Here is a 24,348-nt window from a genome sequence, read left to right as displayed (position 1 = left end):
AAGTTCCCGCGGGGCGTACGCCCACAGCGGATCCCGGGACCCGCCCGGGACCCGCTCCCGGCTCCCGGCGCAGCCCGCTGAACCGGGTCGTGGCACGGGTTGTCACTGCCTCGGTCCACAATGGTCGGCGTCAGTTCCGTCCATCCTTTCAGCAAGGAGCCGGCAGCGATGGCCCGCCGCAGCACGAAGACCCCGCCGCCCGACGATTCGTTCGAGGAGAGGATCCTCGACATCGACGTCGTGGACGAGATGCGTGGCTCCTACCTGGAGTACGCGTACTCGGTCATCTACTCGCGCGCCCTGCCGGACGCCCGTGACGGCCTGAAGCCGGTGCACCGCCGGATCGTGTACCAGATGAACGAGATGGGCCTGCGCCCCGAGCGCGGCTACGTGAAGTGCGCCCGTGTCGTCGGCGAGGTCATGGGCAAGCTGCACCCGCACGGCGACGCGTCGATCTACGACGCCCTGGTGCGCATGGCTCAGCCCTTCTCCATGCGCGTGCCGCTGGTCGACGGCCACGGCAACTTCGGCTCGCTGGGCAACGACGACCCGCCGGCCGCCATGCGGTACACCGAGTGCCGGATGGCCGAGGCGACGAGCCTGATGACCGAGTCGATCGACGAGGACACGGTCGACTTCGCGCCGAACTACGACGGCCAGGAGCAGGAGCCGGTGGCGCTGCCCGCCGCCTTCCCGAACCTGCTGGTCAACGGCTCCTCGGGCATCGCGGTCGGCATGGCGACGAACATGCCGCCGCACAACCTGCGCGAGGTCATCGCCGCCGCCCGCCACCTGATCCGCAACCCCAACGCGGACCTGGACGCGCTGATGAAGCACGTCCCGGGCCCGGACCTGCCCACCGGCGGCCGGATCGTCGGCCTGGACGGCATCCGGGACGCGTACGCGACCGGCCGTGGCACCTTCAAGATGCGCGCGACGGTCTCGGTCGAGCCGGTCACCGCCCGCCGCAAGGGCCTGGTGGTCACCGAGCTGCCGTTCACGGTCGGCCCCGAGAAGGTCATCGCGAAGATCAAGGACCTGGTCAACGCGAAGAAGGTCCAGGGCATCGCCGACGTCAAGGACCTCACCGACCGCGAGCACGGCCTGCGCCTGGTCATCGAGATCAAGAACGGCTTCGTGCCCGAGGCGATCCTGGAGCAGCTGTACAAGCTGACCCCGATGGAGGAGTCCTTCGGCATCAACAACGTCGCCCTGGTCGACGGCCAGCCGCTCACCCTGGGCCTGAAGGAGCTGCTGGAGGTCTATCTGGACCACCGCTTCGACGTGGTCCGGCGCCGCAGCGAGTTCCGCCGCGGCAAGAAGCGCGACCGGCTGCACCTGGTCGAGGGCCTGCTGACCGCGCTGGTCGACATCGACGAGGTCATCCGGATCATCCGGTCCAGCGAGAACTCCGCGCAGGCCAAGGAGCGCCTGATCGAGCGCTTCTCGCTGAGCGAGGTGCAGACGCAGTACATCCTCGACACGCCGCTGCGCCGCCTCACCAAGTACGACCGGATCGAGCTGGAGGCGGAGAAGGACAAGCTCACCGCGGAGATCGAGGAGCTGACCCGGATCCTGGAGTCGGACGCGGAGCTGCGCAAGCTGGTCTCGGCCGAACTGGCCTCCGTCGCGAAGAAGTTCGGCACCGACCGGCGCACGGTCCTGCTGGAGTCCGCGGGCGCCCCGGCGGCCACCGTCCCGCTCCAGGTGGCCGACGACCCGTGCCGGGTGCTGCTGTCCTCGACGGGACTGCTGGCCCGTACGGCGACCGACGAGCCGTTCCCCGGGACGGCGGGCGCCAAGCGCGTCAAGCACGACGTGATCGTCTCGGCGGTGCCGGCGACCGCGCGCGGGGTGATCGGCGCGGTGACCTCGGCGGGCCGGCTGCTGCGGATCAACGTGGTCGACCTGCCGCAGCTGCCCGAGCCGACGACCGCGCCGAACCTCTCCGGAGGTGCCCCGCTGGCGGAGTTCGTCTCCCTGGAGGACGACGAGACGGTGGTCTGCCTGACCACGCTGGACGAATCGTCCCCGGGTCTGGCGCTCGGCACCGAGCAGGGCGTCGTCAAGCGCGTGGTGCCCGACTACCCGTCCAACAAGGACGAGTTGGAGGTCATCACGCTGAAGGAGGGCGACCGGATCGTCGGCGCGGTGGAGCTGCGCACCGGCGAGGAGGACCTGGTGTTCATCACGGACGACGCCCAGCTGCTGCGCTTCCAGGCCCCCATCGTCCGCCCGCAGGGCCGGCCGGCGGGCGGCATGGCGGGCATCAAGCTCGCCGAGGGCGCGAAGGTGATCTCCTTCACCGCGGTCGACCCGGCCGTGGACGCGGTGGTGTTCACGGTCGCGGGCTCGCGCGGCACGCTGGACGACTCGGTGCAGACGACCGCCAAGCTCACCCCGTTCGACCAGTACCCGCGCAAGGGCCGGGCGACGGGCGGCGTGCGCTGTCAGCGGTTCCTGAAGGGCGAGGACTGCCTGTCGCTGGCCTGGGCGGGCCCGGTGCCCGCGCTCGCGGCGCAGAAGAACGGCACCCCGGCGGACCTGCCGGAGCCGGACCCGCGCCGCGACGGCTCGGGCATGTCGCTGGCGAAGACGGTGGCGGTGGTGGCGGGCCCGGTGCTGTAGCCGGGCTCCGGGCGGGCCCGGGGGGCTCGCCCGGCCGGGCCCCCGCTGACTCTAGGCGGGCGGGTCCTCCACGTCGGCGTCCGCTTCGTCCGGGCCCCGCACGTAGCGCAGGACGCCCCACATGCCGTGTTCGTCGGCGTGCGGGGCGTCGTCCCTGCACGCCTCCAGTTCCTTGCCGAGGGTGTCCGCGTCGATGCCGGCGCCGATCAGCACCAGCTGGGTGAGGCGGTCCTCGCGGGGCGCCCAGGGCTCCGGGTAGAAGCGCAGGAACCGGCCGACGGCGTGCACGGCGTAGCGGTTGAGCGGGTCGTACGGCCCGAAGTCGACGTAGCCCTTGATCCGGTACAGCCCCTCGGGCCGGCTGTCCAGGAACCGCATGAGCCGACGGGGCTCCAGGGGCACGTCGGAGGTGAAGGACAGGCTGTCGTAGCCGGTGTGCAGATGCCCGGCGTGCTCGTCGCCTTCGTGGCCGTCGGATCCGTGGCCGTCGGCGTCGTGGTCGTGCAGGTCGTCGAAGGACAGCTGCCCGAGGCGCTCCTCGCCCGGCCGGCAGTCGAAGAGGAGCTCGGGATCGATCCGGCCGTAGGTGGCGGGGACGACCGCGGCGCGGTCGGTGAGCGCGCGGACGGCACCCAGCGTCCGCTCGGCGTCGTCCGTGCGGTCGAGCTTGTTGACGACGACCAGGTCGGCGAGCGCCAGGTGCCGGTCGATCTCGGGGTGCTTCGCCCGCGTCTCGCCGAACTCGGCGGCGTCGACGACCTCGACGAGGCCGCCGTACACGATGCCCGGGTGCTCGCTGGCGAGCACCATGCGCACGAGTTCCCGGGGCTCGGCCAGCCCGCTGGCCTCGATGACGATCACGTCGATCCCGGTGCCGGGCGCGGCGAGCCGGTCGAGGTAGAGGTCGAGTTCGCTCGCGTCGACGGCACAGCACAGGCAGCCGTTGCCGAGGGAGACGGTCGAGTCGCCCAGGGCGCCGGCCACGGCCATCGCGTCGATCTCGATCGCCCCGAAGTCGTTGACGACGGCCCCGATGCGGCTGCCTCCGCTGCGGTGCAGCAGATGATTGAGGAGCGTGGTCTTCCCGGATCCCAGGAAACCGGCGAGCACGACGACCGGGATCTGCTGCGGACTGCCCCCGCGAGCCAGGCTGTTCCCCAACGGGCGACCTCTCTGACGTACCAGAGCGCACCGGTTCGCGGCCCGATGCGCGGACGGGCGTGGACTGCGTCAAGGATACGAGCGGGCCGGGAGCCCGAGGCTCTCGGACGCCGGCGCGGGGGCCACAGCGGGCGGGGGCGGCGAGGCGAGCGGCACCGCAACGCCGCGCTCACCCGGTGGTGGGCACCGCGGCCTCCGGCTCCGGGCCCACGTACCGCGCCACCGGACGGATGATCTTCGAGTCGGCGGCCTGTTCCAGGATGTTGGCGCTCCAGCCCACGACCCGTGCCGCCGCGAAGGTGGGGGTGAACATCTCGCGGGGCAGGCCGCACAGTTCCATGACCACACCGGCGTAGAACTCGACGTTCGTGTGGAGTTCGCGGCCGGGCTTCAGCTCGGCGAGGATCGCTTCCACGCGGCGCTCGACCTCCACCGCGAACCGCGCCCGGGGGCCGCCGAAGCCGAGGGCGATCTCGCGCAGCATCCGGGACCGCGGGTCCTCCGTGCGGTAGACGGCGTGCCCGAAGCCCATGATCCGTTCGCCGGCGAGCACCCTCTCGCGGATCCAGGCGTCGATCCGGTCGGGCGTGCCGATCGCGTCGAGGGTCTCCAGGGCCCGGCTGGGCGCGCCTCCGTGCAGCGGCCCGGACAGGGCGCCGACGGCACCGGTCAGGCAGGCCGCCACATCGGCGCCCGTGGAGGCGATGACGCGTGCGGTGAAGGTTGACGCGTTGAATCCGTGATCAATGGTTGAGATCAGGTAGTGCTCGATCGCCCGCGCCCGGTGCGGCTCCGGTTCCGAACCCGTCACCATGTACAGGTAGTTGGCCGCGTACGAGAGGTCCTCGCGCGGCTCGACCGGGTCGAGGCCGCGGCCGAGCCGGTAGAGCGCCGCGAGCAGGGTGGGTACGGCCGCGCAGGCGGCCACGGTGTCGGCGCGGCGCCGGTCGGCGTCGGTGTCGTACACCGGCTGGAAGCCCTGGGCCGCGCCCAGCAGGGACAGCGCCGTACGCAGTCCGGCCAGCGGTCCGGAGCGCCGCCCGGCCGCGGCGATGGCCGGGAGGGCCGCGCGGACGTCCTCGGGCAGGCGCCGCAGGGCGGCGGTCTGCGCGGTGAAGGCGGCACCGCGCCGGGCGTCCGGCAGGGTGCCGTGGACCAGCAGGTGCCAGACGTCCTCGAAGCTCCGGGTGCGCGCGAGGTCGACGGCCGAGTACTGCCGGTAGTGGTAGAAGCCCTCCCGGCCCCGGACGTCGCCGATCTCGGTCTCGGCGACGACGACGCCGGCGAGGCCGCGCGGGGCGTCGATGAGCGGGGCGCCGCCGAGCGCAGTGGCGCCGAGCGGTGGAGTGGACGCGTTGACAGCCATGGATCTCCTCCTTGGGGTCCCCCGATACTTGATCGACTGTCCATGCTTGACGTCTGCACTGTCAATATTGATTAAATCAATGTAAGTGCATCAACATATGTGCTGCCACTACGGTGACCCCATGCGCGATCACGACACCGCTCCCCACCGTCCCGGGCGCCGGCTGAGCACCAAGGAGACCGCCGAACTGCTCGGCGTGAAGCCCGAGACGGTCTACGCGTACGTGAGCCGCGGCCTGCTCAGCAGCAGACGCGAACCCGGCGGCCGGTCCAGCACGTTCGAGGCCGGGGAGGTGGAGGCCCTCGCCCGCCGCAACCGGCGCGAGGCGGCCGGGACCCCGGGGTCCGGCGGCGACCTGTCCGTCCGCACCCGGATCACCCTCATCGAGCAGGAGCGGTACTTCTACCGGGGCGTGGACGCCGTCGACCTGGCCACCCGCCACTCCTACGAGGAGGTCGCGGAGTGGCTGTGGACCGGCCGGCTGACCCCCGGGGCGGCGTTCTCCGCACCCGGGCCCACCGTCGAGGTCGCCCGCCGCGCGGTGGACGCCCTGTCCGAGCACGCCTCCCCGGCCGACCGGCTGCGGGTCGCCGCGATCGCCGCGGCGGCCGAGGACCCGCTGCGCTTCGACCTGTCCGAGGACGCCGTGCTGAACACGGCGCGGGTCCTGATCCCGACCCTCGTCGCCGCGCTCCCGCCGGTCCGGGCCGACCACAGGGACGGCGGGGCACTGGCACAGCGGCTGTGGGGGCGGCTGACCGGCCACCCGACCGACGAGGACTCCCTGCGCGTCCTGGACACCGCGCTCGCGCTGCTCGCCGACCACGACCTGGCCGCGTCCACACTGGCGGTGCGGGTCGCCGCCTCGGCCCGCGCGCACGCGTACGCGGCCGTCTCGGCCGGGCTCGGCGTGCTGGAGGGGCCGCTGCACGGCGCCGCCAGCGGCCTGGCCCACCGGATGCTCCTGGACGTGCTCGACCAGGGGACGGCGGTCCCGGTGATCGCCGACGAGTTGCGCGCGGGCCGCCGCGTGCCCGGTCTCGGCCACCGGCTGTACCCCGGTGAGGACCCCCGCGCGCGGGTGCTGTTCGACCTCCTGGAGCAGGTCCCGCGCGCGAAGTCCGCGCTGCTCGCGGCCCGTGACATCGTCGCGACGACCGCCCGGCACACCCCGCTGCACGCCAACGTGGACCTGGCCCTGGCGGTGTTCACCGTGTCCAGCGGCATGCCGGCGACGGCCGGTGAGACGATCTTCGCCGTCGCGCGGACCGCGGGCTGGATCGCCCACGCCCTGGAGGAGTACGGCGAGCGTCCGCTGCGCATGCGGCCCAGTGGACACTACGTCGGTCCGCGTCCGCCACAGCCCCTGCCGGAGTAGGACACGGACGGGCCGGAAGTCGCCCCGGGGAAAGTCAGGTTAGGCTCACCTCTGTGAGTAGGTGTGCGACCGCCTCCCGGAGTTTCGAGGAACCGCTGTCCGGTACGGCGGCGACGGCGACGACGTGGCTGCTGCTGGAACAGCCCGGCCCCTGGGGTGCCAAGGCGCTCACGTCCAGTCACCTGGACCCCGCCCTGGGCCGGGCGCTGGAGGCCGCCGCCGGCGGGACCGGCGTGCGGATCGCTCTCATCCGGCGCCCCGGGCGCCACGCCGACCCGGGTACGCCCCCGATCCGGCAGGTGTACGCCGCGCACACCGTTCCCGGGCGCGTGTGGCTGCACGGCGCGGCCACGCGCGATCCGCGGCGGCTGCTCGACCTCGACTTCGCCGGTCTCGGAGCGGGCGACCACCGTTCCTTCGGCACGGTGCTCGGCGGACGGCCGCACCGGGGTGATCCGCTGGCGCTCGTGTGCACCAACGGCAAGCGCGACCGCTGTTGCGCCCTGCTGGGCCGTCCGCTCGCCACGGAGCTGGTCGCCTCCGGGGTGCGCGGGGTCTGGGAGGTCACCCATCTGGGTGGTCATCGCTTCGCTCCCACGGTGCTGGTCCTGCCGTACGGCTACGCCTACGGCCGCGCGGAGGCGCACACCGTCAAGGAGGCCCTGCGCGGCGTCCAGGAGGGACGTGTGGTCGTGGAGGGGTGCCGGGGGTGCTCGGCGTGGGACCGGCCGGGCCAGGCGGCGGAGCTGGCCGTGCGGTCCGCCGCGGGCGAGTACCGGGCGGGCGTGCTCAGCGTCGTACGGTCCGACGGCACCGATTCCGGCTGGGCCGTCACCGTCCGGCACGCCGACGGCCGCCGGTGGCGGGTCGGCGTGGCGCGGGGGACGTCGCTGCCGCCCCGCCCGGAGAGCTGTGGCGCGGCGGTGCTCGGTACGCCCGCGCGGATGGACGTGGTCGAGGTGCGCGAGCTGCGGCCGACGGCGCTGGCGAGCTGACCGGGCACAGGTGTCGCCCCCCTGATCAACACATGGATCAAGAGATCCACACCACACCCGCTGGGGCGCGTCCGGCAGCCCCACGTACCGTCTTGGGTATGAGCCCCGCCTCCCCCGCCCGCCGGCTGCGCCTCGGTCTGCCACGGCGGATGTTCTCCCAGGTGCTGCTGATGCAGGTGGCGATCGCCGCGGGGGTCGCGGTGCTCGCGACCGGGCTCTTCCTCGCCCCGCTGAGCAAGCAGCTGGACCAGGAGGCGATGCGCCGCGCGCTGGCCATCGCCGAGACCACGGCCCAGGACCCGCACATCGCCGAAGGCGTGCTGACCACCCCGCCGACCAGGAACGGCCCCGTGCAGGAGGAGGCCGAGCGGATCCGGCGGGCGACGCACGCCGAGTACATCGTGGTGCTGGACCGGAACTGGGTGCGCTGGTCGCACCCCACCGCCTCGCAGATCGGCCGGCGCGTCTCCACCGACCCCACCGACGCCCTGGACGGCCAGGAGGTCATGGAGATCGACAGGGGCACCCTGGGACGTTCGGCGCGCGGCAAGGTGCCGCTGTACGACGCCGACCACCGCATCGTCGGCGCGGTCTCCGTCGGCATCGCCTACGACAGCGTGCGGGGCCGACTGATCAGCGCGATCCCGGGCCTGTTCGCGTACGCCGGCGGTGCGCTCGCGGTCGGCGCGCTGGCCGCCTGGCTGATCTCGCGCCGGGTGCAGCGCCAGACCCGGGACCTGGCCTTCTCCGACATCTCGGCGCTGCTCGCGGAGCGCGAGGCGATGCTGCACGGCATCCGGGAGGGTGTGGTCGCGCTCGACCGGGGCGGCCGTATCCGCCTGCTGAACGACGAGGCACGGCGGCTGCTGGGCATCGGCGACGAGGCCGTCGGGCGCACCCCGGACGCGGCGCTCGGCGCGGGCCGCACGACGGACGTGCTGACCGGCCGGGTGACCGGCACCGATCTGCTCACCGTGCGCGGCCATCGCGTCCTGGTCGCCAACCGCATGCCCACCGACGACGGCGGCGCGGTGGCGACCCTGCGCGACCGCACCGAACTGGAACAGCTGGGGCGCGAACTCGACTCCACGCGCGGGCTGATCGACGCCCTGCGCGCCCAGGACCACGAACACGCCAACCGCATGCACACCCTGCTGGGGCTGCTGGAGCTGGAGATGTACGACGACGCCGTGGAGTTCGTCGGCGAGGTGGTCGGGGACCACCGGGCCACCGCCGAGCAGGTCACGGAGAAGATCCAGGACCCGCTGCTGGCGGCGCTGCTGGTGGGCAAGGCGACCGTGGCGGCCGAGCGCGGGGTCGCCCTGTGGGTGTCGGAGCGCACCCGCCTCCCGGACCGGTTGATCGATCCCCGGGGGCTGGTCACGGTGGTGGGCAACCTCGTGGACAACGCCCTCGACGCGGTCGCGGGCACACCGCACGCGCGCGTGGAGGTCGAGTTGCGCGCGGAGGGCCGGACGGTCGTCCTCCGGGTGTGCGACACGGGTCCCGGTGTCCCCGAGGACCAGCGGGAGCTGGTCTTCACGGAGGGCTGGTCCACCAAGAAGCCGCCCGCGCACGGCAAGCGGGGCATCGGGCTCTCCCTGGTGCGCCGGCTCGCCGAACGGCAGGGCGGGAGCGCGGCCGTGGGCGCGGCGGCCGGCGGTGGCGCCGAGTTCACCGTGGTCCTGCCGGAGGCGCTGACCGAGCCGGACCTGGAACCGGCGCTGCCCGGGGGGTCCGTCGGGACCGCTGCCGCCGCCGAGGAGGAAGCCCGATGATCGAGGTCCTGGTCGTGGACGACGACACCCGCGTGGCCCGGGTCAACGCCGCCTACGTGGAGAAGGTGCCCGGCTTCCGCGTCGCCGGCGAGGCGCACAACGCGGCGGAGGCGCTGCGCCAGGTCGAGGCGCTGCCCCGGCTGGATCTCGTCCTGATGGACCACTACCTGCCCGACGACACGGGCCTGTCGGTCGTCCAGGAGATGCGCAGGCGCGGCCACCAGACCGACGTGATCATGGTGACGGCCGCGCGGGACGTGTCGACCGTGCAGGCCGCCATGCGGCAGGGCGCGCTGCAGTACCTCGTGAAGCCGTTCGCCTTCGCCGGTCTGCGGGCGAAGCTGGAGGCGTACGCCGAGCTGCGGCGCACCCTGGACGGCGGCGGCGAGGCCGAGCAGGCGGAGGTGGACCGCATCTTCGGCGCCCTGTCGGCCTCGTCGGAGCCCGGGCTGCCCAAGGGGCACTCCCCCACGACGGCCGAGCTGGTGCGCCAAGCGCTGCTGAACGCGGAACACCCCCTGTCCGCCCAGGAGATCGCCGAGCGGACGGGGGTGAGCCGGCAGACCGCCCAGCGGTACCTGAAGCTCCTGGAGCGCACGGGCCGGGCGCGGCTGACCCTGAAGTACGGCGACGCGGGCCGCCCGGAACACCGTTACGTGTGGGCGACCCGCGCCTGAGCGCGTTCACATCGACGCGGCAGCGGTCACTTGACCGCGTTGACGAACTCCGTCGTGTACGTCTTGCTCAAGTCGACCTTCGCGTTCTTGATGTTGGGGTTGAACGCCTTGAGGACCTTCTCGACGGTCTCGGGACCGTCCTGGGGCATCACGCCGTCGTCGGTGAACATCGGCAGGGTGCTCTTGATGCCCTGCGCGTACAGCGCCTTGTTGCCCTGGGAGTAGTCGGCGGGCATCTTGGCGGCGATCTCGTCGGCGCTGTGCGTGGACATCCACTTGAGCGTCTTGACGAATGCGTTGGCCAGCTTCTGGACGGTCTCCTTGTGTCCGTTCACCCAGTCCGTCTGCATGTACAGACTTGACGAGGGGTACGGCCCGCCCAGCGCCTCCTGCGAACCCTCTGGGGTGCGCATGTCGATGAGGATCTTCCCGGCCTTCTTGTCCAGGATCGTCGCGACGGTCGGGTCGGTGGTCATGCCGCCGTCGATCGCGCCCTTCTGGAGCGCCGCGATGAACGTGGGTCCGGCCCCCACAGCGACCGGAGTGAAGTCGCTGACGTTCACTCCGTTCTTGACCGCCAGGTACTTGGTGAGGAAGTCGGTCGAGGAACCGAGCCCGGTCACGCCCAGTTTGCGGCCCTTGAAGTCCTTGGGCGAGGCGAGGTCGCCGGCGGCCTTGTTCGAGACGACCTCGACCTCGCCGGGCGCGTGCGAGAACTGCACGACCGACTCCACCGACTTGCCCTTCACCTGGAGGTCCAGGGTGTGGTCGTAGAACCCGACCGCCCCCTGTACCTGGCCGGAGACGAGCGCGGTCTCGGCCTGTACCCCGGCGGGCTCGCTGAGGAGCTGGACGTTCAGGCCCTCCGCCTGGAAGTAGCCGAGGCGCTGGGTGAGCATCGCGGGCAGGTAGATGACCTTGTCCAGGCCGCCGACCATGATCTTGACGCTCTCCCCCTTTCCGCCGCCCCCGCCGCTGCCGGTGTCGGCCGTTGAGCTTGCCGCGTCGTTGGCGCAGGCGGTGAGCGAGGAGAGGGCGAGCAGTCCGGCGGCTGCCAGGGAGGCGTGTCTGGCGGTCTTGCGCATGCGGGTTCACGTCCTTGTGAGTGGGCGGTGCGGGAGGGGCGGGGGGTGGCGGGGAAGCCGGTCAGCTGTCGGAACCGGTGGGCTTCCAGCGGAAGATGCGGCGCTCGGCGAAGGTCAGCAGCCCCTCGGCGACGAGGGCGACGACGGCGAGGATGACCATCGCGGCGTACACGCCGGCGGCGTTGAAGGTGTTCTGCGACTGCGAGACGAGCAGTCCGATGCCCTTGGTGGCGCCGATGTACTCGCCGACGATGGCGCCGATGAGCGCGAAGCCGAAGCTGACGTGCAGGCTGGTGAAGATCCAGGAGGTGGCCGACGGGATGACCACCTGGAGGGTCACCCTGCGGTCGCTCGCGCCCAGGATGCGGGCGTTGGCCACCAGGTTGCGGTCCACTTCGCGGGCGCCCTGGAAGGCGTTGAAGAACACCGGGAAGAAGACGAGCACCACGGCGGATGCCACCTTGGAGGACGGTCCGAGGCCGAACCAGATCAGGAAGATGGGCGCCAGCACGATCCTGGGGATCGAGTTGAGCACCTTGATGTAAGGACCAAGAACCTCGGCGAGCAATCTGATCCGCCCGAGCGCGATGCCGAGCAGCACACCGGCGACCACGCCGATGATCCAGCCGAGCAGTGCCTCGTACAGCGTGTACCAGATCTGCTCGCCCAGGGAGCCGAGCGCCGTCCCGTGGGTCACCCAGGTCCAGATCTGGTCCCAGATCTTCGAGGGCATCGAGAAGTTGAACGGGTCGATGACCTTGGCGCGGGACAACACCTCCCACAGTCCGAGGACGGCCACCAGGAGCACCACACGCACGACGTTGACGAGGAGCCTGCGCCGGCGTGCGGCTTCGGCGCGGGTCCGTGCGCGATCGGGTGTCTTGACGGTGTCCACGACCGGGGTGCTGAGGACCTCAGGCGACATGGGCGGCACCCCTCTCGCGGGTGATGCGGACCTCTTCGCCGAGGGACTCCCAGATCTCGCGGTAGATCTCGATGAACCGCGGCTCCAGCCGCACCGACTCGACCTTGCGCGGGCGGGGCAGGTCGATGTCGAAGACCTGCTTCACGGTCGCGGGCCCGGCGGTCATCACGACGACCTTGTCGGCCAGCGCGATGGACTCCTCCAGGTCGTGGGTGACGAAGACGACGGAGGCGCCGGTGCCTTCCCACAGTTCCAGCAGCTCGTCCGACATCAGCGCGCGGGTCTGCACGTCGAGCGCCGAGAACGGCTCGTCCATCAGCAGGATCTCGGGGTCGTTGACGAACGTGGCCGCCAGGGCGACCCGCTTGCGCTGACCACCGGAGAGCTGGTGCGGATAGCGGTCCTCGAAGGCGGCGAGCCCGACCCGGGCCAGCCAGTCGCGGGCCCTCTGCTTGGCCTCCGCCTTGGGCACGCCCCGGAACCGCGGGCCGGCCATGACGTTCGACAGCACGGTCCGCCAGGGGAAGGTGGCGTCCTGCTGGAAGACGAAACCGACCTTGTCGCCGACGCCGTCGACCGGTTCCCCGGCCACCAGCACATCGCCCTCCGTGGGCTCCTCCAGGCCGCTGACCAGGGTCAGCGTCGTGGACTTGCCGCATCCGGTCGGTCCTACGACGGCCACGAACTCGCCGCGCTCCACGGTGAGGTCCAGGCCGCGCACCGCCGTGTGCAGTCCCCCGGACGGGGTTCTGAAGGTCTTGCTCGCGCCCCGCAGCTCGATGGCGGGGCTGGTGTGTGCGCTCATGGGCCGGGACGGTAGGTGTGGCCCCGGGCCCAGCAGGAGTCTTGTGAGCACAAGCCGTTCTTTTGCTCGCAAGCACCTGTTGTGCTCTTTTTGCTCGCGCTACAACTGCGGAGCCGAAACACGGGCTTAACGCTCGCCGGCCTTGTAAGGAGAGGCCTGATGATTGACGTCCTGGTGGTCGACGACGACTTCCGTGTCGCTGAGATCAACGCCAAGTACGTGGGGAAGGTTCCCGGCTTCCGGGTGGCCGCCCGCGCGCACAGTGCCGCCCAGGCCCTGGCCGCGGTGGAACGCGGTCCCATCGACCTGGTGCTGCTCGACCACTATCTGCCGGACCAGACCGGCCTCGAACTCGTGCACCGCATGCGCGAGCAGGGCCATGGCACCGACGTCATCATGATCACGGCGGCGAGCGATGTGACGACCGTCCAGCAGGCGATGCGCCTGGGCGCCCTGCACTATCTGGTCAAGCCCTTCACCTTCGCCGCGCTGCGCACCCGCCTGGACTCCTACGCCGCCCTGCGCCGCACCGTCGACCGGGTGGGCGGGCGGGGCCTGACGGGCCAGGAACAGGTCGACCGGATCTTCGGCGCCCTGCGCACCGCCCCCGCCCCTTCCGCACCCGGCCTGCCGACCGGCCACTCCGAGCCCACCACGGATCTCATCTGCGGTGTCCTGCACCGCGCCGACCAGCCGCTCTCGGCCCACGAGGTGGCCGCCCGCACGGGCCTGAGCCGCTCCACCGCCCAGCGCTACCTCCGCCACCTCGAACAGGCGGGCCGTCTGCGCCTCTCGCTGAAGTACGGCGACACCGGGCGCCCGGAACACCGGTACGCCTGGGTGGCGCCCTGAGCCGCCCACGGCCCGGCTACACGGCTCCCGCCCCGGTCAGCGAACGCACCTCCGTCTCGGCGTACTTGGCCTCGTCCGGGACCTCGTCCGAGGTCACCGTGCCCAGCCAGCCGGCGAGGAAGCCGAGCGGGATGGAGACGATGCCCGGGTTCTCCAGCGGGAAGTACTGGAAGTCGACGCCGGGGAACAGGGAGTCCGGGCTGCCGGACACCACCGGGGAGAGCAGCACCAGCCCGATCGCCGGGAGCAGCCCGCCGTACACCGCCCACACCGCGCCCCGCGTGGTGAAGCCGCGCCAGAACAGCGAGTAGAGCAGGACCGGCAGGTTCGCCGAGGCGGCGACCGCGAACGCGAGGCCGACGAGGAAGGCGACATTGAGATCGCGGGCCAGCAGGCCGAGTCCGATCGCCACGGCGCCGATGCCGACCGCCGCGCACCGGGCCACGGCCACCTCGCTGCGGGGCGTGCCGCTCGGGCGGCGCAGTGACGCGTACAGGTCGTGGGCCACCGAGGCGGAGGAGGCGAGCGTGATGCCCGCGACCACCGCGAGGATCGTGGCGAAGGCCACGGCGGCGACCACCGCGAACAGCACGGTGCCCCCGGTCGAGCCCGCTCCGCCGCCCAGGTCGAGGGCGAGGAGGGGCACCGCCGTGTTCCCGGCCGCGTTGGATCCGCGTACGGCCTGCGGCCCGACCACCGCCGCCGCCCCGAAGCCGAGGACGATCGTCATCAGGTAGAAGCCGCCGATCAGGCCGATGGACCACACCACCGAGCGGCGGGCGGCCCGCGCGGTCGGCACGGTGTAGAAGCGGGAAAGGATGTGCGGCAGCCCGGCCGTGCCCAGCACCAGGGCGAGCCCCAGGCTGATGAAGTCCAACCGGGAGTTCCAGTCCCCGCCGTACTTCAGCCCGGGCGCCAGGAACGCCCTGCCCCGGCCGCTGCGCTCCGCCGCCGTGAGCAGCAGCCGGTCGACGTCGCCGTGGAAGCGCAGCAGGACCAGGACGGTCAGCACGACCGTCCCGCTCAGCAGCAGGACCGCCTTCACGATCTGGATCCAGGTGGTGGCCCGCATCCCTCCCAACGACACGTAGATCACCATGAGCGCGCCGACACCGATGACCGTCCATGCCTGGGCCGCGCCGCTGGTCCGCCCCAGCAGCAACGCCACCAGACTGCCCGCGCCGACCATCTGCGCCACCAGGTACAGCACGGACACCGTGACCGAGGACGTTCCCGCGGCGATCCGCACCGGCCGCTCGCTCATCCGGGCGGCCACCACGTCGGCCAGCGTGAACCGCCCGCAGTTGCGCACCAGTTCGGCCACCAGGAACAGCACGACCAGCCATGCCACGAGGAACCCCACCCCGTACAGCAGCCCGTCGTACCCGTACAGCGCGATGAGCCCGCTGATCCCCAGGAAGGAGGCCGCCGACATGTAGTCCCCCGCGATGGCAAAACCATTCTCCATCGGGGAGAACAGCCGCCCGCCCGCGTAGAACTCCTCCGCCGAACCGTGCCGCCTGCGGCTCACCCACGTCGTGATCGCGAGAGTGACCGCCACGAACCCGCTGAACAGCAGCAGCGCCAGCGTCTGATGATCACCGGTCACGGGTTCCCTCCCTGCGCTCCGCGGGCCAGTTCCTGGGTGTCCCAGCGCAACTCCAGCGCGGCCCGGTCCCGGCGCAGCCGCGCGTGCCGCGCATACGCCCAGGTGAACACGAACGTGGTGACGAACTGCCCGAGCCCCGCGAGCATCCCCACGTTCACCGCCCCCACCACCGGCCGCGCCATGAGTCCCGGCGCGGTCGTCGCGGCCACCACATAGGCCACGTACCACGCCAGGAAGGCCGTGACCCCCGGCGCCACGAACCGCCGGTACCTGCCGCGCACCTCCTGGAAAGCCTCGCTGTGCTGCACCTCGACGTACACGTCGCGGGCACGCGCCGCCGCGCCGGGCTCAGCGCGCGCGGGCGGCACGGCAGGCGCCGGCATGCCCGCACCGTCCAGCTCGCCCCAGCCCGAGGCCGATGTGCCATGCCATGGGTCCTCGTACGCCACGTCACGGGAGGACGCGCCGTCGTCCTCCTGGTTCCCGGCCGATCTCTCGGGACCGTCCCCGACTCCGCGGGGACGACCGTTGCTTGACTGCATGCCCAAGGATGGACAGAACGGATAGATCCCTGACTCTTCTTCCTCCGGCTCTTCACCCCATCAGGTGATTCACCCGGTCGGTGGTCGCACCAGCCCCTTGCTGTAGGCGTACCGCACGGCCTGCGCCCGGTCCCTGAGCCCCGTCTTGGCGAACAGGTTGTTGATGTGGGTCTTCACGGTCGCGGTCGACACGTGCAGCCGGCGGGCGATCTCCTGATTGGTGAGCCCTTCGCCGATCAGCACCAGGACCTCGGTCTCGCGTGCGGTCAGCCCGTCGGGCGCCTCATCTGCCGCGGGCACCGGCACGGGCTCGGCCTGCGACAGTCTCTCCAGCAACCGCCGCTGGACACTCGGCGACAGCCCCGCGTCCCCCGAGAGCACACTGTGCACGGCACGGACGATCTCGTCCCCGCCCGCGTCCTTGGTCAGGTAACCCCGGGCACCGGCCTTGAGCGCGGGGAACAGCGAGTCGTCGTCCGCGTAGGTGGTGAGCACCACGACCTGCGTGCCCGGGTACTGCTCCCGGATCCGCCGGGTGGCCTCCACGCCGTCGCAGCGGGGCATCCTGAGGTCCATCAGCACGACGTCCGGGGCCAGTTCCCCGACCAGTCGCACCGCCTCCTCCCCGTCTCCCGCCGCCCCGACGACCTCCACCCCGGGCAGCAGCCCGAGCAGCATCACGATGCCTTCGCGGACCACGGTCTGATCGTCGGCCACCACCACCCGCGCGGGCTTCCGCTCCCCTTCCGTCCGCGTCATACGGGCACCTTCAGCGTCACCACGAACCCCTCCTCACCCGGTCCCGCGTCCAGCGAACCGCCGAGCAGTTCGGCGCGCTCACGCATGCCCAGCAGACCGTACCCGCCCCCGGAACCGTTCAGTTCGCCCGCTTCGCCGCCCGAGTCCCGGACGTCCAGCGTCACTTCGCGCTCGCCGTAGTCGAGCCGCACGGCCACCCTGGCGCCCCGCGCGTGCTTGCGGACGTTCGTCAGGGCTTCCTGGGCAGCGCGCCGCACGGCCTGGGACGCCTCGGCCGGCAGGGGTCTGCGTTCACCTGTGACGGTGACCTGGGCACCTTCTGCCGTGCTGACGAGTTCGGCCAGGAAGTCCTCCAGCGGGCTCAGCTCGCCCCGCAGCGCGGACAGCGCCTGGCGGGTCTCGGCGAGGCCGTCGCGGGCCATGCCCCGGGCGGCCACCACCCGCTCCAGGATCCGCTCGCGATCCGCGCCGCTCTCGATCAGCAGCCGCGCCGCCTCCAGGTGCACGAGCTGGGCGGAAAGGCTGTGCGCCAGCACGTCGTGGATCTCCCGTGCGATGCGGGCACGCTCGGCCAGTGCCGCGGACTCTGCCTCGGCCGCGCGGGCGGCGCGCTCCTGGGCGAGGAGCCGCTGCGCACTGCCGCGGGCTTCCGCGTCCAGCCGCAGCACGTACCCGGCGAGGGCCATGCCGGCCACGGTGGCGGCCGTGGTCAGCCAGACGTCGTTGGTGAACGCGGAGTACGAGGCCAGCGCCACCGACGCGACCGGGACCGCGGCCCCCAGCGGCAGCCGCTCCAGCGCGCCGACTCCACAGCCGCACCAGATCACGAGGGCCGGTCCGGTGAATCCCGTGGCCTCCGCTGCGACCGCGATGACCAGGAGCACGCCCATGAGCGCGAGGGAGGGCACCAGCCGGTGCGCGTAGGTGGTCCGGAAGAAGGCCCAGGAGACGAGGCCGGCGAGGAGGATCGCCGCCGCTGCCGCGAGTGCTTCCCCTAGCCCGACGTGCCTCTGGCTGAAGACGCCCCACAGGAGCACGGCCAGCACGAGCAGTCGGACGGCCCACGCGAGCATGCGCCGGGGACGGGTCGTTCCCGAGCGGCCGAGCGCCTCTCGTGACGGCCAGCGTGTCCAAGCGTTCTCCGTCACACGCGCTCCTTCCACGCCGGCCGCTCGTCGTCACCGTACGCCGGAGCCGGACGGCTCGGAGCGGAACGGATCGGAGCGGGACGGCTCGGGGCGGGGTGGCTCGGGGCGGGGTGGCTCGGGGCGCCGAGGGACTGCGCCCGCCAGGCCAGGATTGCGCCGCGGACCAGCAGGGTGCCGGCGAGGCCGAGCATCAGCGCGGAGCTGTCCTGGTGCACGCCGAGAGCGGAGCCGAGGGCGAAGACCCCGGCGCGCAGGGCTATGCCCACGATCCATACGGCGCCGCTCGCCTTGCTGCTCCTGGTCCACACGACACCGTCCGGCGCCGTCCAGATACGGGTGGTCCAGCCCCAGCCGATGCCGGTGACCAGGCCGATGGACAGCTCCACCACGAGCAGTGCGGCGGATTCGGCCCGGTGGTGGGCATCGAGGACGCCGGGCTCGCGCAATGAGACGACGGCGAGGATCACGGGCAGCAGCCACCAGCGCCGGTCCGTGCCGACGGGCCGGGCGCGGAACTGCCGCTCGATCACTAGGGCGACCACGGCGACGATCACCAGCATGTTGACGAGCCCGGGCATCTGGACCTCCGTGAGCGAGAGGGCGGTGCCGGAAGCGAGTGCTGCCGACGCCTTCGAAGCTACGGAAGTCCGCAGGCCAGGGGATCGGAGCCGGGGTGGATCACGGGTGGAACCCGGAACCGGCCCGCCTCCACCCACGGGTGGAGAGACCTTGGGGGCGGACGGGGGGCTGTCAGGGGTGGGCGGGAGTGAGCGTCGGTGATCGGGACCGCCCGCAACACACCGAACGCCCCACCCCCGAAGAAGCCCTCACCCCCGGGAGACGCCCCCCGTCGGCCGAGCCCCTGCCCCGTCCGCCGAAGCCCAGCGCAGCGGCTACGCGTCGATGCGTGACCGGTCCAGCGTCGCCGCCGAGCTGGAGATGAACTCCTTGCGGGGTGCGACGTCGTTGCCCATCAGCAGGTCGAAGACCTGTTCGGCGGCCTCCAGGTCGGAGAGGTTGATGCGGCGCAGGGTGCGGTGGCGCGGGTCCATCGTGGTCTCGGCCAGCTGGTCCGCGTCCATCTCGCCCAGGCCCTTGTAGCGCTGGATGGAGTCCTTGTACCGGATGCCCTTGCTCTGGAACTCCATGAGCTTGTCGCGCAGCTCGCGGTCGGAGTACGTGTAGACGTACTTCTCCTGCCCCTTCTTCGGCTGGATCAGCTCGATGCGGTGCAGCGGCGGCACGGCGGCGAAGACCCGGCCGGCCTCGACCATGGGCCGCATGTAGCGCTGGAACAGCGTGAGCAGCAGGCAGCGGATGTGCGAACCGTCCACATCGGCGTCGGTCATCATGATGATCTTGCCGTAGCGGGCCTGGTCGATGTCGAAGGTGCGGCCCGAGCCCGCTCCTATGACCTGGATGATCGCACCGCACTCGGCGTTCTTGAGCATGTCGGTGACCGACGACCGCTGCACGTTGAGGATCTTGCCGCGGATCGGCAGCAGGGCCTGGAACTCGGAGTTCCGCGCCAGCTTGGCCGTGCCGAGCGCGGAGTCACCCTCGACGATGAACAGCTCGCTGCGGTCGACGTCGTCGCTGCGGCAGTCGGCGAGCTTGGCCGGCAGGGAGGAGGACTCCAGGGCCGTCTTCCGGCGCTGGGCGTCCTTGTGCTGGCGGGCCGCGACCCGGGTGCGGGCGGCCGCGACCACCTTCTCCATGACCACCCGGGCCTGGGCGGCGGCGTCGCGCTTGGTGGCCGTGAGGAACGCCTTCAGTTCCTTGCTGATCACGCTGTTCACGATGCGGCGGGCCGCCGAGGTGCCGAGGACCTCCTTGGTCTGCCCCTCGAACTGCGGCTCGGCGAGCCGGACGGTGACGACGGCGGTGAGGCCCTCCAGGGCGTCGTCCTTGACGATGTTGTCCTCGGCCACGCGCAGCAGCTTCTTGGCGCGCAGCACGTCGTTCAGCGTCTGGGTGAGGGCCTGTTCGAACCCGGCGACGTGGGTGCCGCCCTTGGGGGTGGCGATGATGTTGACGAACGACCTGACGGTCGCGTCGTAGCCCGTGCCCCAGCGCAGCGCGACGTCGACGCCCAGCTCACGGGTGACCTCGGTGGGGGTCATCTGACCGTGGTCGTCCAGAACCGGGACGGTCTCCTTGAAGGTGCCCCTGCCCGAGAAGCGGAGGACGTCGCAGATCGCCTTGTCGTTGGCCAGGTACTCGCAGAACTCGCTGATACCGCCGTCGAAGCGGAACGACTCCTCGCCCTTGCTGCCGCCCTCGCCGAGGCCGAACTCGTCACGGACGACGATGGTCAGGCCGGGCACCAGGAAGGCGGTCTGCCGGGCACGCTGGTGCAGGTTCTCCAGGGACAGCTTGGCGTCCTTGAGGAAGATCTGCCGGTCGGCCCAGTAACGCACGCGCGTGCCGGTGCGTGTCTTGGGGATCTTCTTGGCCTTGCGCAGACCGCTCTTGGCCTCGAACTTCGCGTCGGCACCCTCGGCGGCGAAGGCTCCCGGCACGCCGCGCCGGAAGCTGATGGCGTGCGTGTGGCCGCCGCGGTCCACCTCGACGTCGAGGCGGGCCGAGAGGGCGTTGACCACGGAGGCACCGACGCCGTGCAGACCGCCGGAGGCCGCGTAGGAGCCGCCCCCGAACTTGCCGCCGGCGTGCAGCTTCGTCATGACGACCTCGACGCCGGACAGGCCGGTCTTCGGTTCCACGTCCACGGGGATGCCGCGGCCGTTGTCGCGCACCTCGACGGAACCGTCGTCGTGGAGGATCACCTCAATGTGGTCGCAGTAGCCACCGAGGGCCTCGTCCACGGAGTTGTCGATGATCTCCCACAGGCAGTGCATCAGACCGCGGCTGTCGGTCGAGCCGATGTACATGCCGGGGCGCTTCCGCACGGCCTCAAGACCCTCGAGGACGAGCAGGTGCCGCGCGGTGTAGTTGGAACCGTCCCGGTCTGCTCCTGCCAGCAGCGCTGTGGACGGCACGGACGTATCGGCGGTCACGCGGTTCGCTCCTCGCTGAATTTCAGGTGGCCCCCTTTTGGGTAAGGGGGCGGCTTCGGTCGCCGCACAGAGGGTACCGAGCCCTGGTAGAGCTGGTGTAACGCCACCCTCGTCGGTCAACTCACACTAGTCCAGACTCGCATACCTGTTCGATCCCTCGCAGGAGTGAAGCACACATCACGTTCCCTTCGAGGCATGAACCATTTAGGCTCCGGGCACGTCCTCATGAACAACCGGCAACCCGGCCGGGAGGACCGAGACAGCAAGACAGCGCGAACCCGTACGCATACAAGAGACGCACTACGGCACATTCGCCGCCAACCGGCAGCAGACAGCCGCCCCGGAAAGATTTTTTCGAGGAAAAGCCACGAGCGGGAACGTTTACGGGCTGGTTGGATGTTGACCCTGGTACGACAGCTCGTCGAGCTAGAGAAGAGGCGACGTGACTACTGTTCTGACCCCCGCGAGCCCGTTGACGGCCGCCGATCGCTGCGACCGCTGCGGCGCCCAGGCATACCTGCGCGTCGTCCTGCTCAGCGGCGGAGAACTGCTCTTCTGCGCCCACCACGGGCGCAAGTTCGAGCCGGAACTCAAGAAGATCGCCGCTGAGATACAGGACGAGACGGAGCGGCTGACCTCCGTTCCGAACACTCCTTCTGAGGAAGAGCGCTGAATCTCGCACCACGACGAGCCAGCCCCGGCACAGGCCGGTGAACGGGCGGCCGCTCCTCACCAGGAGCGGCCGCCCGTGCTCATGCCCGTCGACGCGCGCTCACGAGCGCCCGGACGGCGGGGACCCGTCGGCCGGCCGCAGCGCTCGTACGATCTCGGAGACGCGCGTGTAGACGCCGGGAAACCCCGGCCGTCCGCAGCCGCTCCCCCATGACACGAGGCCGATCAGCCGTCCCCGGGCCACCAGAGGGCCGCCGCTGTCCCCCTGGCAGGCGTCGGGGCCTCCGGCGGGCTCACCGGCGCAGAGCATGGTCGCGGCCCGGTAGGAGCCGTCTGGGCCGCCCGGGAACGCGCGGGCGCACATCTCGTCGGGCAGTACGCGCACGCGCGCGGCGTGGAGCCGGTGCGGGTAGGCCCCCGCGCCGGTCGTGTCCCCCCAGCCGGACACCAGGGCCTGCGTGCCCGGAGCGTAGGCCGGGTCGTCCGTGCCCGCCATGGCGACGACCGCGCTCCGCGGCAGCGGTCCGGCGAGCCCGAGGACCGCGAAGTCCCCGGAATGGGTCCTGGCGTCGTACGCGGGATTGAGCCGGATCTCCCGTACGGCGATCTCGTCGCCCTGCCGCGACAGCAGGTCGGTACGGCCCGCGATGACCTTCAGGTCGCGCAGCCGGTTCGGCGGTGACCCGAGGGCCTCCTCGGACAGACAGTGGGCCGCGGTGACCACGGTGGTGCGCCCGACGGCCACAGCGCCGCAGAACTGGCCCGCCCGGGTACCCCCGAACCGGTCACGGCTGGCCAGCGCCACCGTCCACGGAGCCTGGGAGACGTCGATCGGGAACCCCCCGACCACTACGCTGTCGGCGCCGGCGGGAGCCGCGCTCATCAGGGGTATCGCGGCCACGGTGGCCGCCAGGGCCAGCGGCCGGACCAGTGCCCGGACAACGGAACGGCGCATGCATGCTCCTCACTCTGGGTCCTGCTGGGACACTCAGAGTCATGCACCCCATGCGAGCGCGCAGCACGAAGGCCCGGCTCCCGCGAGGGGAACCGGGCCTTCGCCGTCGTACGACCGCGACCTAGTCGAGGTAGTCGCGCAGCACCTGGGAACGCGACGGGTGGCGCAGCTTCGACATGGTCTTGGACTCGATCTGGCGGATGCGCTCACGCGTCACGCCGTACACCTTGCCGATCTCGTCGAGGGTCTTCGGCTGACCGTCGGTGAGACCGAAGCGCATGGAGACGACGCCAGCCTCGCGCTCGGACAGGGTGTCCAGGACGGAGTGCAGCTGCTCCTGCAGGAGCGTGAAGCTGACCGCGTCGGCCGGGACGACGGCCTCGGAGTCCTCGATGAGGTCACCGAACTCGCTGTCGCCGTCCTCGCCCAGCGGGGTGTGCAGCGAGATGGGCTCACGGCCGTACTTCTGGACCTCGATGACCTTCTCCGGGGTCATGTCGAGTTCCTTGGCCAGCTCCTCCGGGGTGGGCTCGCGGCCCAGGTCCTGGAGCATCTGGCGCTGCACGCGCGCGAGCTTGTTGATGACCTCGACCATGTGCACCGGGATGCGGATGGTACGGGCCTGGTCGGCCATGGCGCGGGTGATCGCCTGCCGGATCCACCAGGTGGCGTACGTGGAGAACTTGTAGCCCTTGGTGTAGTCGAACTTCTCGACCGCGCGGATCAGACCGAGGTTGCCCTCCTGGATGAGGTCCAGGAAGAGCATGCCGCGGCCGGTGTAACGCTTGGCCAGGGAGACCACCAGACGGAGGTTGGCCTCCAGGAGGTGGTTCTTGGCGCGGCGGCCGTCCTCAGCGATGATCTCCAGCTCGCGCTTGAGCTTCGGGGCGAGCTTGTCGGCGTTCGCCAGCTTGTCCTCGGCGAACAGGCCGGCCTCGATGCGCTTGGCCAGCTCGACTTCCTGCTCGGCGTTGAGCAGGGGGACCTTGCCGATCTGCTTCAGGTAGTCCTTGACCGGGTCCGCGGTGGCACCGGCCGCGGCGACCTGCTGCGCGGGCGCGTCGTCCTCGTCCTCGTCGGACAGGACGAAGCCGGCGCTCTCGGCACCCTCGGGCTCGTCGGCGACCTTGGTGTCCTCGAGGACCTCTTCCTCGAGAAGCTCGACGTCGTCCTTCTTGGCCGTGGTCTTCTTGGCGGCCGTCTTCTTGGCGACGGCCTTCTTCGCGACCGTCTTCTTGGCGGTCACCTTCTTGGCGGCGGCCTTCTTGGCGGGTGCGGCCTCATCGGCGGAATCGGCTGCGGCCGGAGCGACGGGCGCCGCGGGCCCGGCCGTGGTCGCGGTGGCCTTGCGGGTGGTCACCGTCTTCGCCGCGACCGTCTTGGTGGCGGTGCGCTTGGCGGGGCTCTTCGCTGCGACGCTCTTGCGGGTGCGCTTGGGCTCTGCGGCACTGACCATCAGCGTCACACCCTCTTCCTCAAGGATCTGGTTGAGGCTGCGCAGTACGTTCTTCCACTGAGTGGCCGGAATCTGGTCAGCTTCGAAGGCCCGACGCACATCGTCGCCGGCGATCTGCCCCTCAGCCTTTCCCCGCTCAATGAGCGCCATGACAGAGACGGACTCGGCGATCTCCGGCGGGAGCGTACGGGATGTGCTGGCCGACACGAACAACCTCTCGGAACGTTGGAAAACGGCTTCCGGCGCCGTCCACTGAGGACAGGAGCCGACCACCGGCCTGGGGATGGGCCGACGGCGCGGGCGGGAGCCGGGAGGATTCACAGCGCCTGGTTCGGCGTCCGCATTCCCTCCGCGACTGTCACCTCTTAGGTCATCGCGCTGTCTCCACGAGCGTTACGCCCAATCTGCGTGGCCCGAGTCACACCCCGTAAGCGGTCAAAGGCGATCAGACACGTACAAAAGGAATCTCCCCTGACCTTTGACCGGCCGCACCCACGACCAGGGCTTCCCGTCACCGCCGGACCCGGCCGGACCTCGGGT

20 protein-coding genes are annotated in these 24,348 nt (G+C 71.3%); 7 read left to right on the top strand and 13 right to left on the bottom strand.

Features of this window, described 5'->3' with window-relative positions:
* Positions 1-168 precede the first annotated feature (168 nt).
* A complete protein-coding gene (locus ACZ5DC_RS00490) occupies positions 169-2,628 on the top strand; it encodes a DNA gyrase/topoisomerase IV subunit A (RefSeq protein WP_468647897.1) in 2,460 nt (819 codons plus the stop codon).
* 51 nt (positions 2,629-2,679) lie between these two features.
* Here the strand turns inward: ACZ5DC_RS00490 and ACZ5DC_RS00485 are convergent, their stop codons facing one another.
* Both ACZ5DC_RS00485 and ACZ5DC_RS00480 read right to left on the bottom strand, forming a co-directional pair.
* Entirely contained in the window at positions 2,680-3,789 is a 1,110-nt protein-coding gene (locus tag ACZ5DC_RS00485) for a CobW family GTP-binding protein (RefSeq protein ID WP_468647895.1), read from the bottom strand.
* Positions 3,790-3,958: 169 nt separating this feature from the next.
* Positions 3,959-5,155, bottom strand: a complete 1,197-nt coding sequence (locus ACZ5DC_RS00480) for a citrate synthase (RefSeq protein ID WP_468647893.1) — start codon at positions 5,153-5,155, stop codon at positions 3,959-3,961.
* Between the two features lie 121 nt (positions 5,156-5,276).
* Between ACZ5DC_RS00480 and ACZ5DC_RS00475 the strand changes: the two genes are divergently transcribed.
* The 4 genes from ACZ5DC_RS00475 (at position 5,277) to ACZ5DC_RS00460 (ending at position 9,983) form a co-directional block, all read left to right on the top strand.
* Positions 5,277-6,533, top strand: coding sequence for a citrate/2-methylcitrate synthase (locus tag ACZ5DC_RS00475; protein WP_468647891.1), 1,257 nt, complete (start codon positions 5,277-5,279; stop codon positions 6,531-6,533).
* Positions 6,534-6,586: 53 nt separating this feature from the next.
* Positions 6,587-7,528: a sucrase ferredoxin gene (locus ACZ5DC_RS00470; protein ID WP_468647889.1), complete on the top strand. Its 942-nt coding sequence runs from the start codon at positions 6,587-6,589 to the stop codon at positions 7,526-7,528.
* Positions 7,529-7,626: 98 nt separating this feature from the next.
* Positions 7,627-9,306, top strand: coding sequence for an ATP-binding protein (locus tag ACZ5DC_RS00465; RefSeq protein WP_468647887.1), 1,680 nt, complete (start codon positions 7,627-7,629; stop codon positions 9,304-9,306).
* Entirely contained in the window at positions 9,303-9,983 is a 681-nt protein-coding gene (locus tag ACZ5DC_RS00460) for a response regulator (RefSeq protein ID WP_468647885.1), read from the top strand. The genes ACZ5DC_RS00465 and ACZ5DC_RS00460 overlap by 4 nt, the downstream gene beginning before the upstream one ends.
* A 26-nt stretch (positions 9,984-10,009) precedes the next feature.
* Here ACZ5DC_RS00460 and ACZ5DC_RS00455 read toward each other — a convergent pair whose 3' ends face one another.
* From ACZ5DC_RS00455 to ACZ5DC_RS00445, 3 genes are all read right to left on the bottom strand, one after another.
* Positions 10,010-11,068 carry an ABC transporter substrate-binding protein gene (locus tag ACZ5DC_RS00455; protein WP_468647883.1) on the bottom strand — a complete coding sequence of 353 codons (1,059 nt, stop codon included), beginning with the start codon at positions 11,066-11,068 and terminating at the stop codon, positions 10,010-10,012.
* A gap of 61 nt (positions 11,069-11,129) precedes the next feature.
* Positions 11,130-11,993, bottom strand: a complete 864-nt coding sequence (locus ACZ5DC_RS00450; protein WP_468647881.1) for an ABC transporter permease — start codon at positions 11,991-11,993, stop codon at positions 11,130-11,132.
* Entirely contained in the window at positions 11,983-12,798 is an 816-nt protein-coding gene (locus tag ACZ5DC_RS00445) for an ABC transporter ATP-binding protein (protein WP_468647879.1), read from the bottom strand. The genes ACZ5DC_RS00450 and ACZ5DC_RS00445 overlap by 11 nt, the downstream gene beginning before the upstream one ends.
* A 159-nt stretch (positions 12,799-12,957) precedes the next feature.
* Between ACZ5DC_RS00445 and ACZ5DC_RS00440 the strand changes: the two genes are divergently transcribed.
* Positions 12,958-13,650 (top strand): response regulator, encoded by a 693-nt coding sequence (locus ACZ5DC_RS00440; RefSeq protein WP_468647877.1) that lies wholly within the window; start codon positions 12,958-12,960, stop codon positions 13,648-13,650.
* Between the two features lie 16 nt (positions 13,651-13,666).
* On the opposite strand, the gene ACZ5DC_RS00435 is transcribed toward ACZ5DC_RS00440, so the two are convergent.
* The 6 genes from ACZ5DC_RS00435 to ACZ5DC_RS00410 form a co-directional block, all read right to left on the bottom strand.
* Positions 13,667-15,259: a solute symporter family protein gene (locus ACZ5DC_RS00435; RefSeq protein WP_468647875.1), complete on the bottom strand. Its 1,593-nt coding sequence runs from the start codon at positions 15,257-15,259 to the stop codon at positions 13,667-13,669.
* Positions 15,256-15,708, bottom strand: coding sequence for a DUF485 domain-containing protein (locus tag ACZ5DC_RS00430; protein ID WP_468649879.1), 453 nt, complete (start codon positions 15,706-15,708; stop codon positions 15,256-15,258). Before ACZ5DC_RS00430 ends, ACZ5DC_RS00435 begins: the two co-directional genes overlap by 4 nt.
* A 162-nt stretch (positions 15,709-15,870) precedes the next feature.
* Entirely contained in the window at positions 15,871-16,560 is a 690-nt protein-coding gene (locus ACZ5DC_RS00425; RefSeq protein ID WP_468647873.1) for a response regulator transcription factor, read from the bottom strand.
* Positions 16,557-17,708: a sensor histidine kinase gene (locus tag ACZ5DC_RS00420; protein WP_468647871.1), complete on the bottom strand. Its 1,152-nt coding sequence runs from the start codon at positions 17,706-17,708 to the stop codon at positions 16,557-16,559. Before ACZ5DC_RS00420 ends, ACZ5DC_RS00425 begins: the two co-directional genes overlap by 4 nt.
* The gene (locus tag ACZ5DC_RS00415; RefSeq protein ID WP_468647870.1) at positions 17,705-18,286 is read right to left on the bottom strand and encodes a DUF1453 domain-containing protein; all 582 of its coding nucleotides are present in this window, start codon (positions 18,284-18,286) and stop codon (positions 17,705-17,707) included. The genes ACZ5DC_RS00420 and ACZ5DC_RS00415 overlap by 4 nt, the downstream gene beginning before the upstream one ends.
* 315 nt (positions 18,287-18,601) lie before the next feature.
* The gene (locus ACZ5DC_RS00410; protein ID WP_366748355.1) at positions 18,602-20,725 is read right to left on the bottom strand and encodes a DNA gyrase/topoisomerase IV subunit B; all 2,124 of its coding nucleotides are present in this window, start codon (positions 20,723-20,725) and stop codon (positions 18,602-18,604) included.
* Between the two features lie 442 nt (positions 20,726-21,167).
* Between ACZ5DC_RS00410 and ACZ5DC_RS00405 the strand changes: the two genes are divergently transcribed.
* The gene (locus ACZ5DC_RS00405; protein WP_366748356.1) at positions 21,168-21,398 is read left to right on the top strand and encodes a DUF7455 domain-containing protein; all 231 of its coding nucleotides are present in this window, start codon (positions 21,168-21,170) and stop codon (positions 21,396-21,398) included.
* Positions 21,399-21,497: 99 nt separating this feature from the next.
* Here ACZ5DC_RS00405 and ACZ5DC_RS00400 read toward each other — a convergent pair whose 3' ends face one another.
* Positions 21,498-22,352, bottom strand: a complete 855-nt coding sequence (locus tag ACZ5DC_RS00400; RefSeq protein WP_468647867.1) for a serine protease — start codon at positions 22,350-22,352, stop codon at positions 21,498-21,500.
* Between the two features lie 121 nt (positions 22,353-22,473).
* Positions 22,474-24,015 carry an RNA polymerase sigma factor gene (locus ACZ5DC_RS00395; RefSeq protein WP_468647865.1) on the bottom strand — a complete coding sequence of 514 codons (1,542 nt, stop codon included), beginning with the start codon at positions 24,013-24,015 and terminating at the stop codon, positions 22,474-22,476.
* Between the last annotated feature and the right edge of the window lie 333 nt (positions 24,016-24,348).

The organism is Streptomyces sp. NPDC031445, from assembly GCF_055581365.1.
The sequence above is the reverse complement of the archived record's forward strand: the minus strand, read 5'-3'. Positions and strand labels throughout refer to the sequence as shown.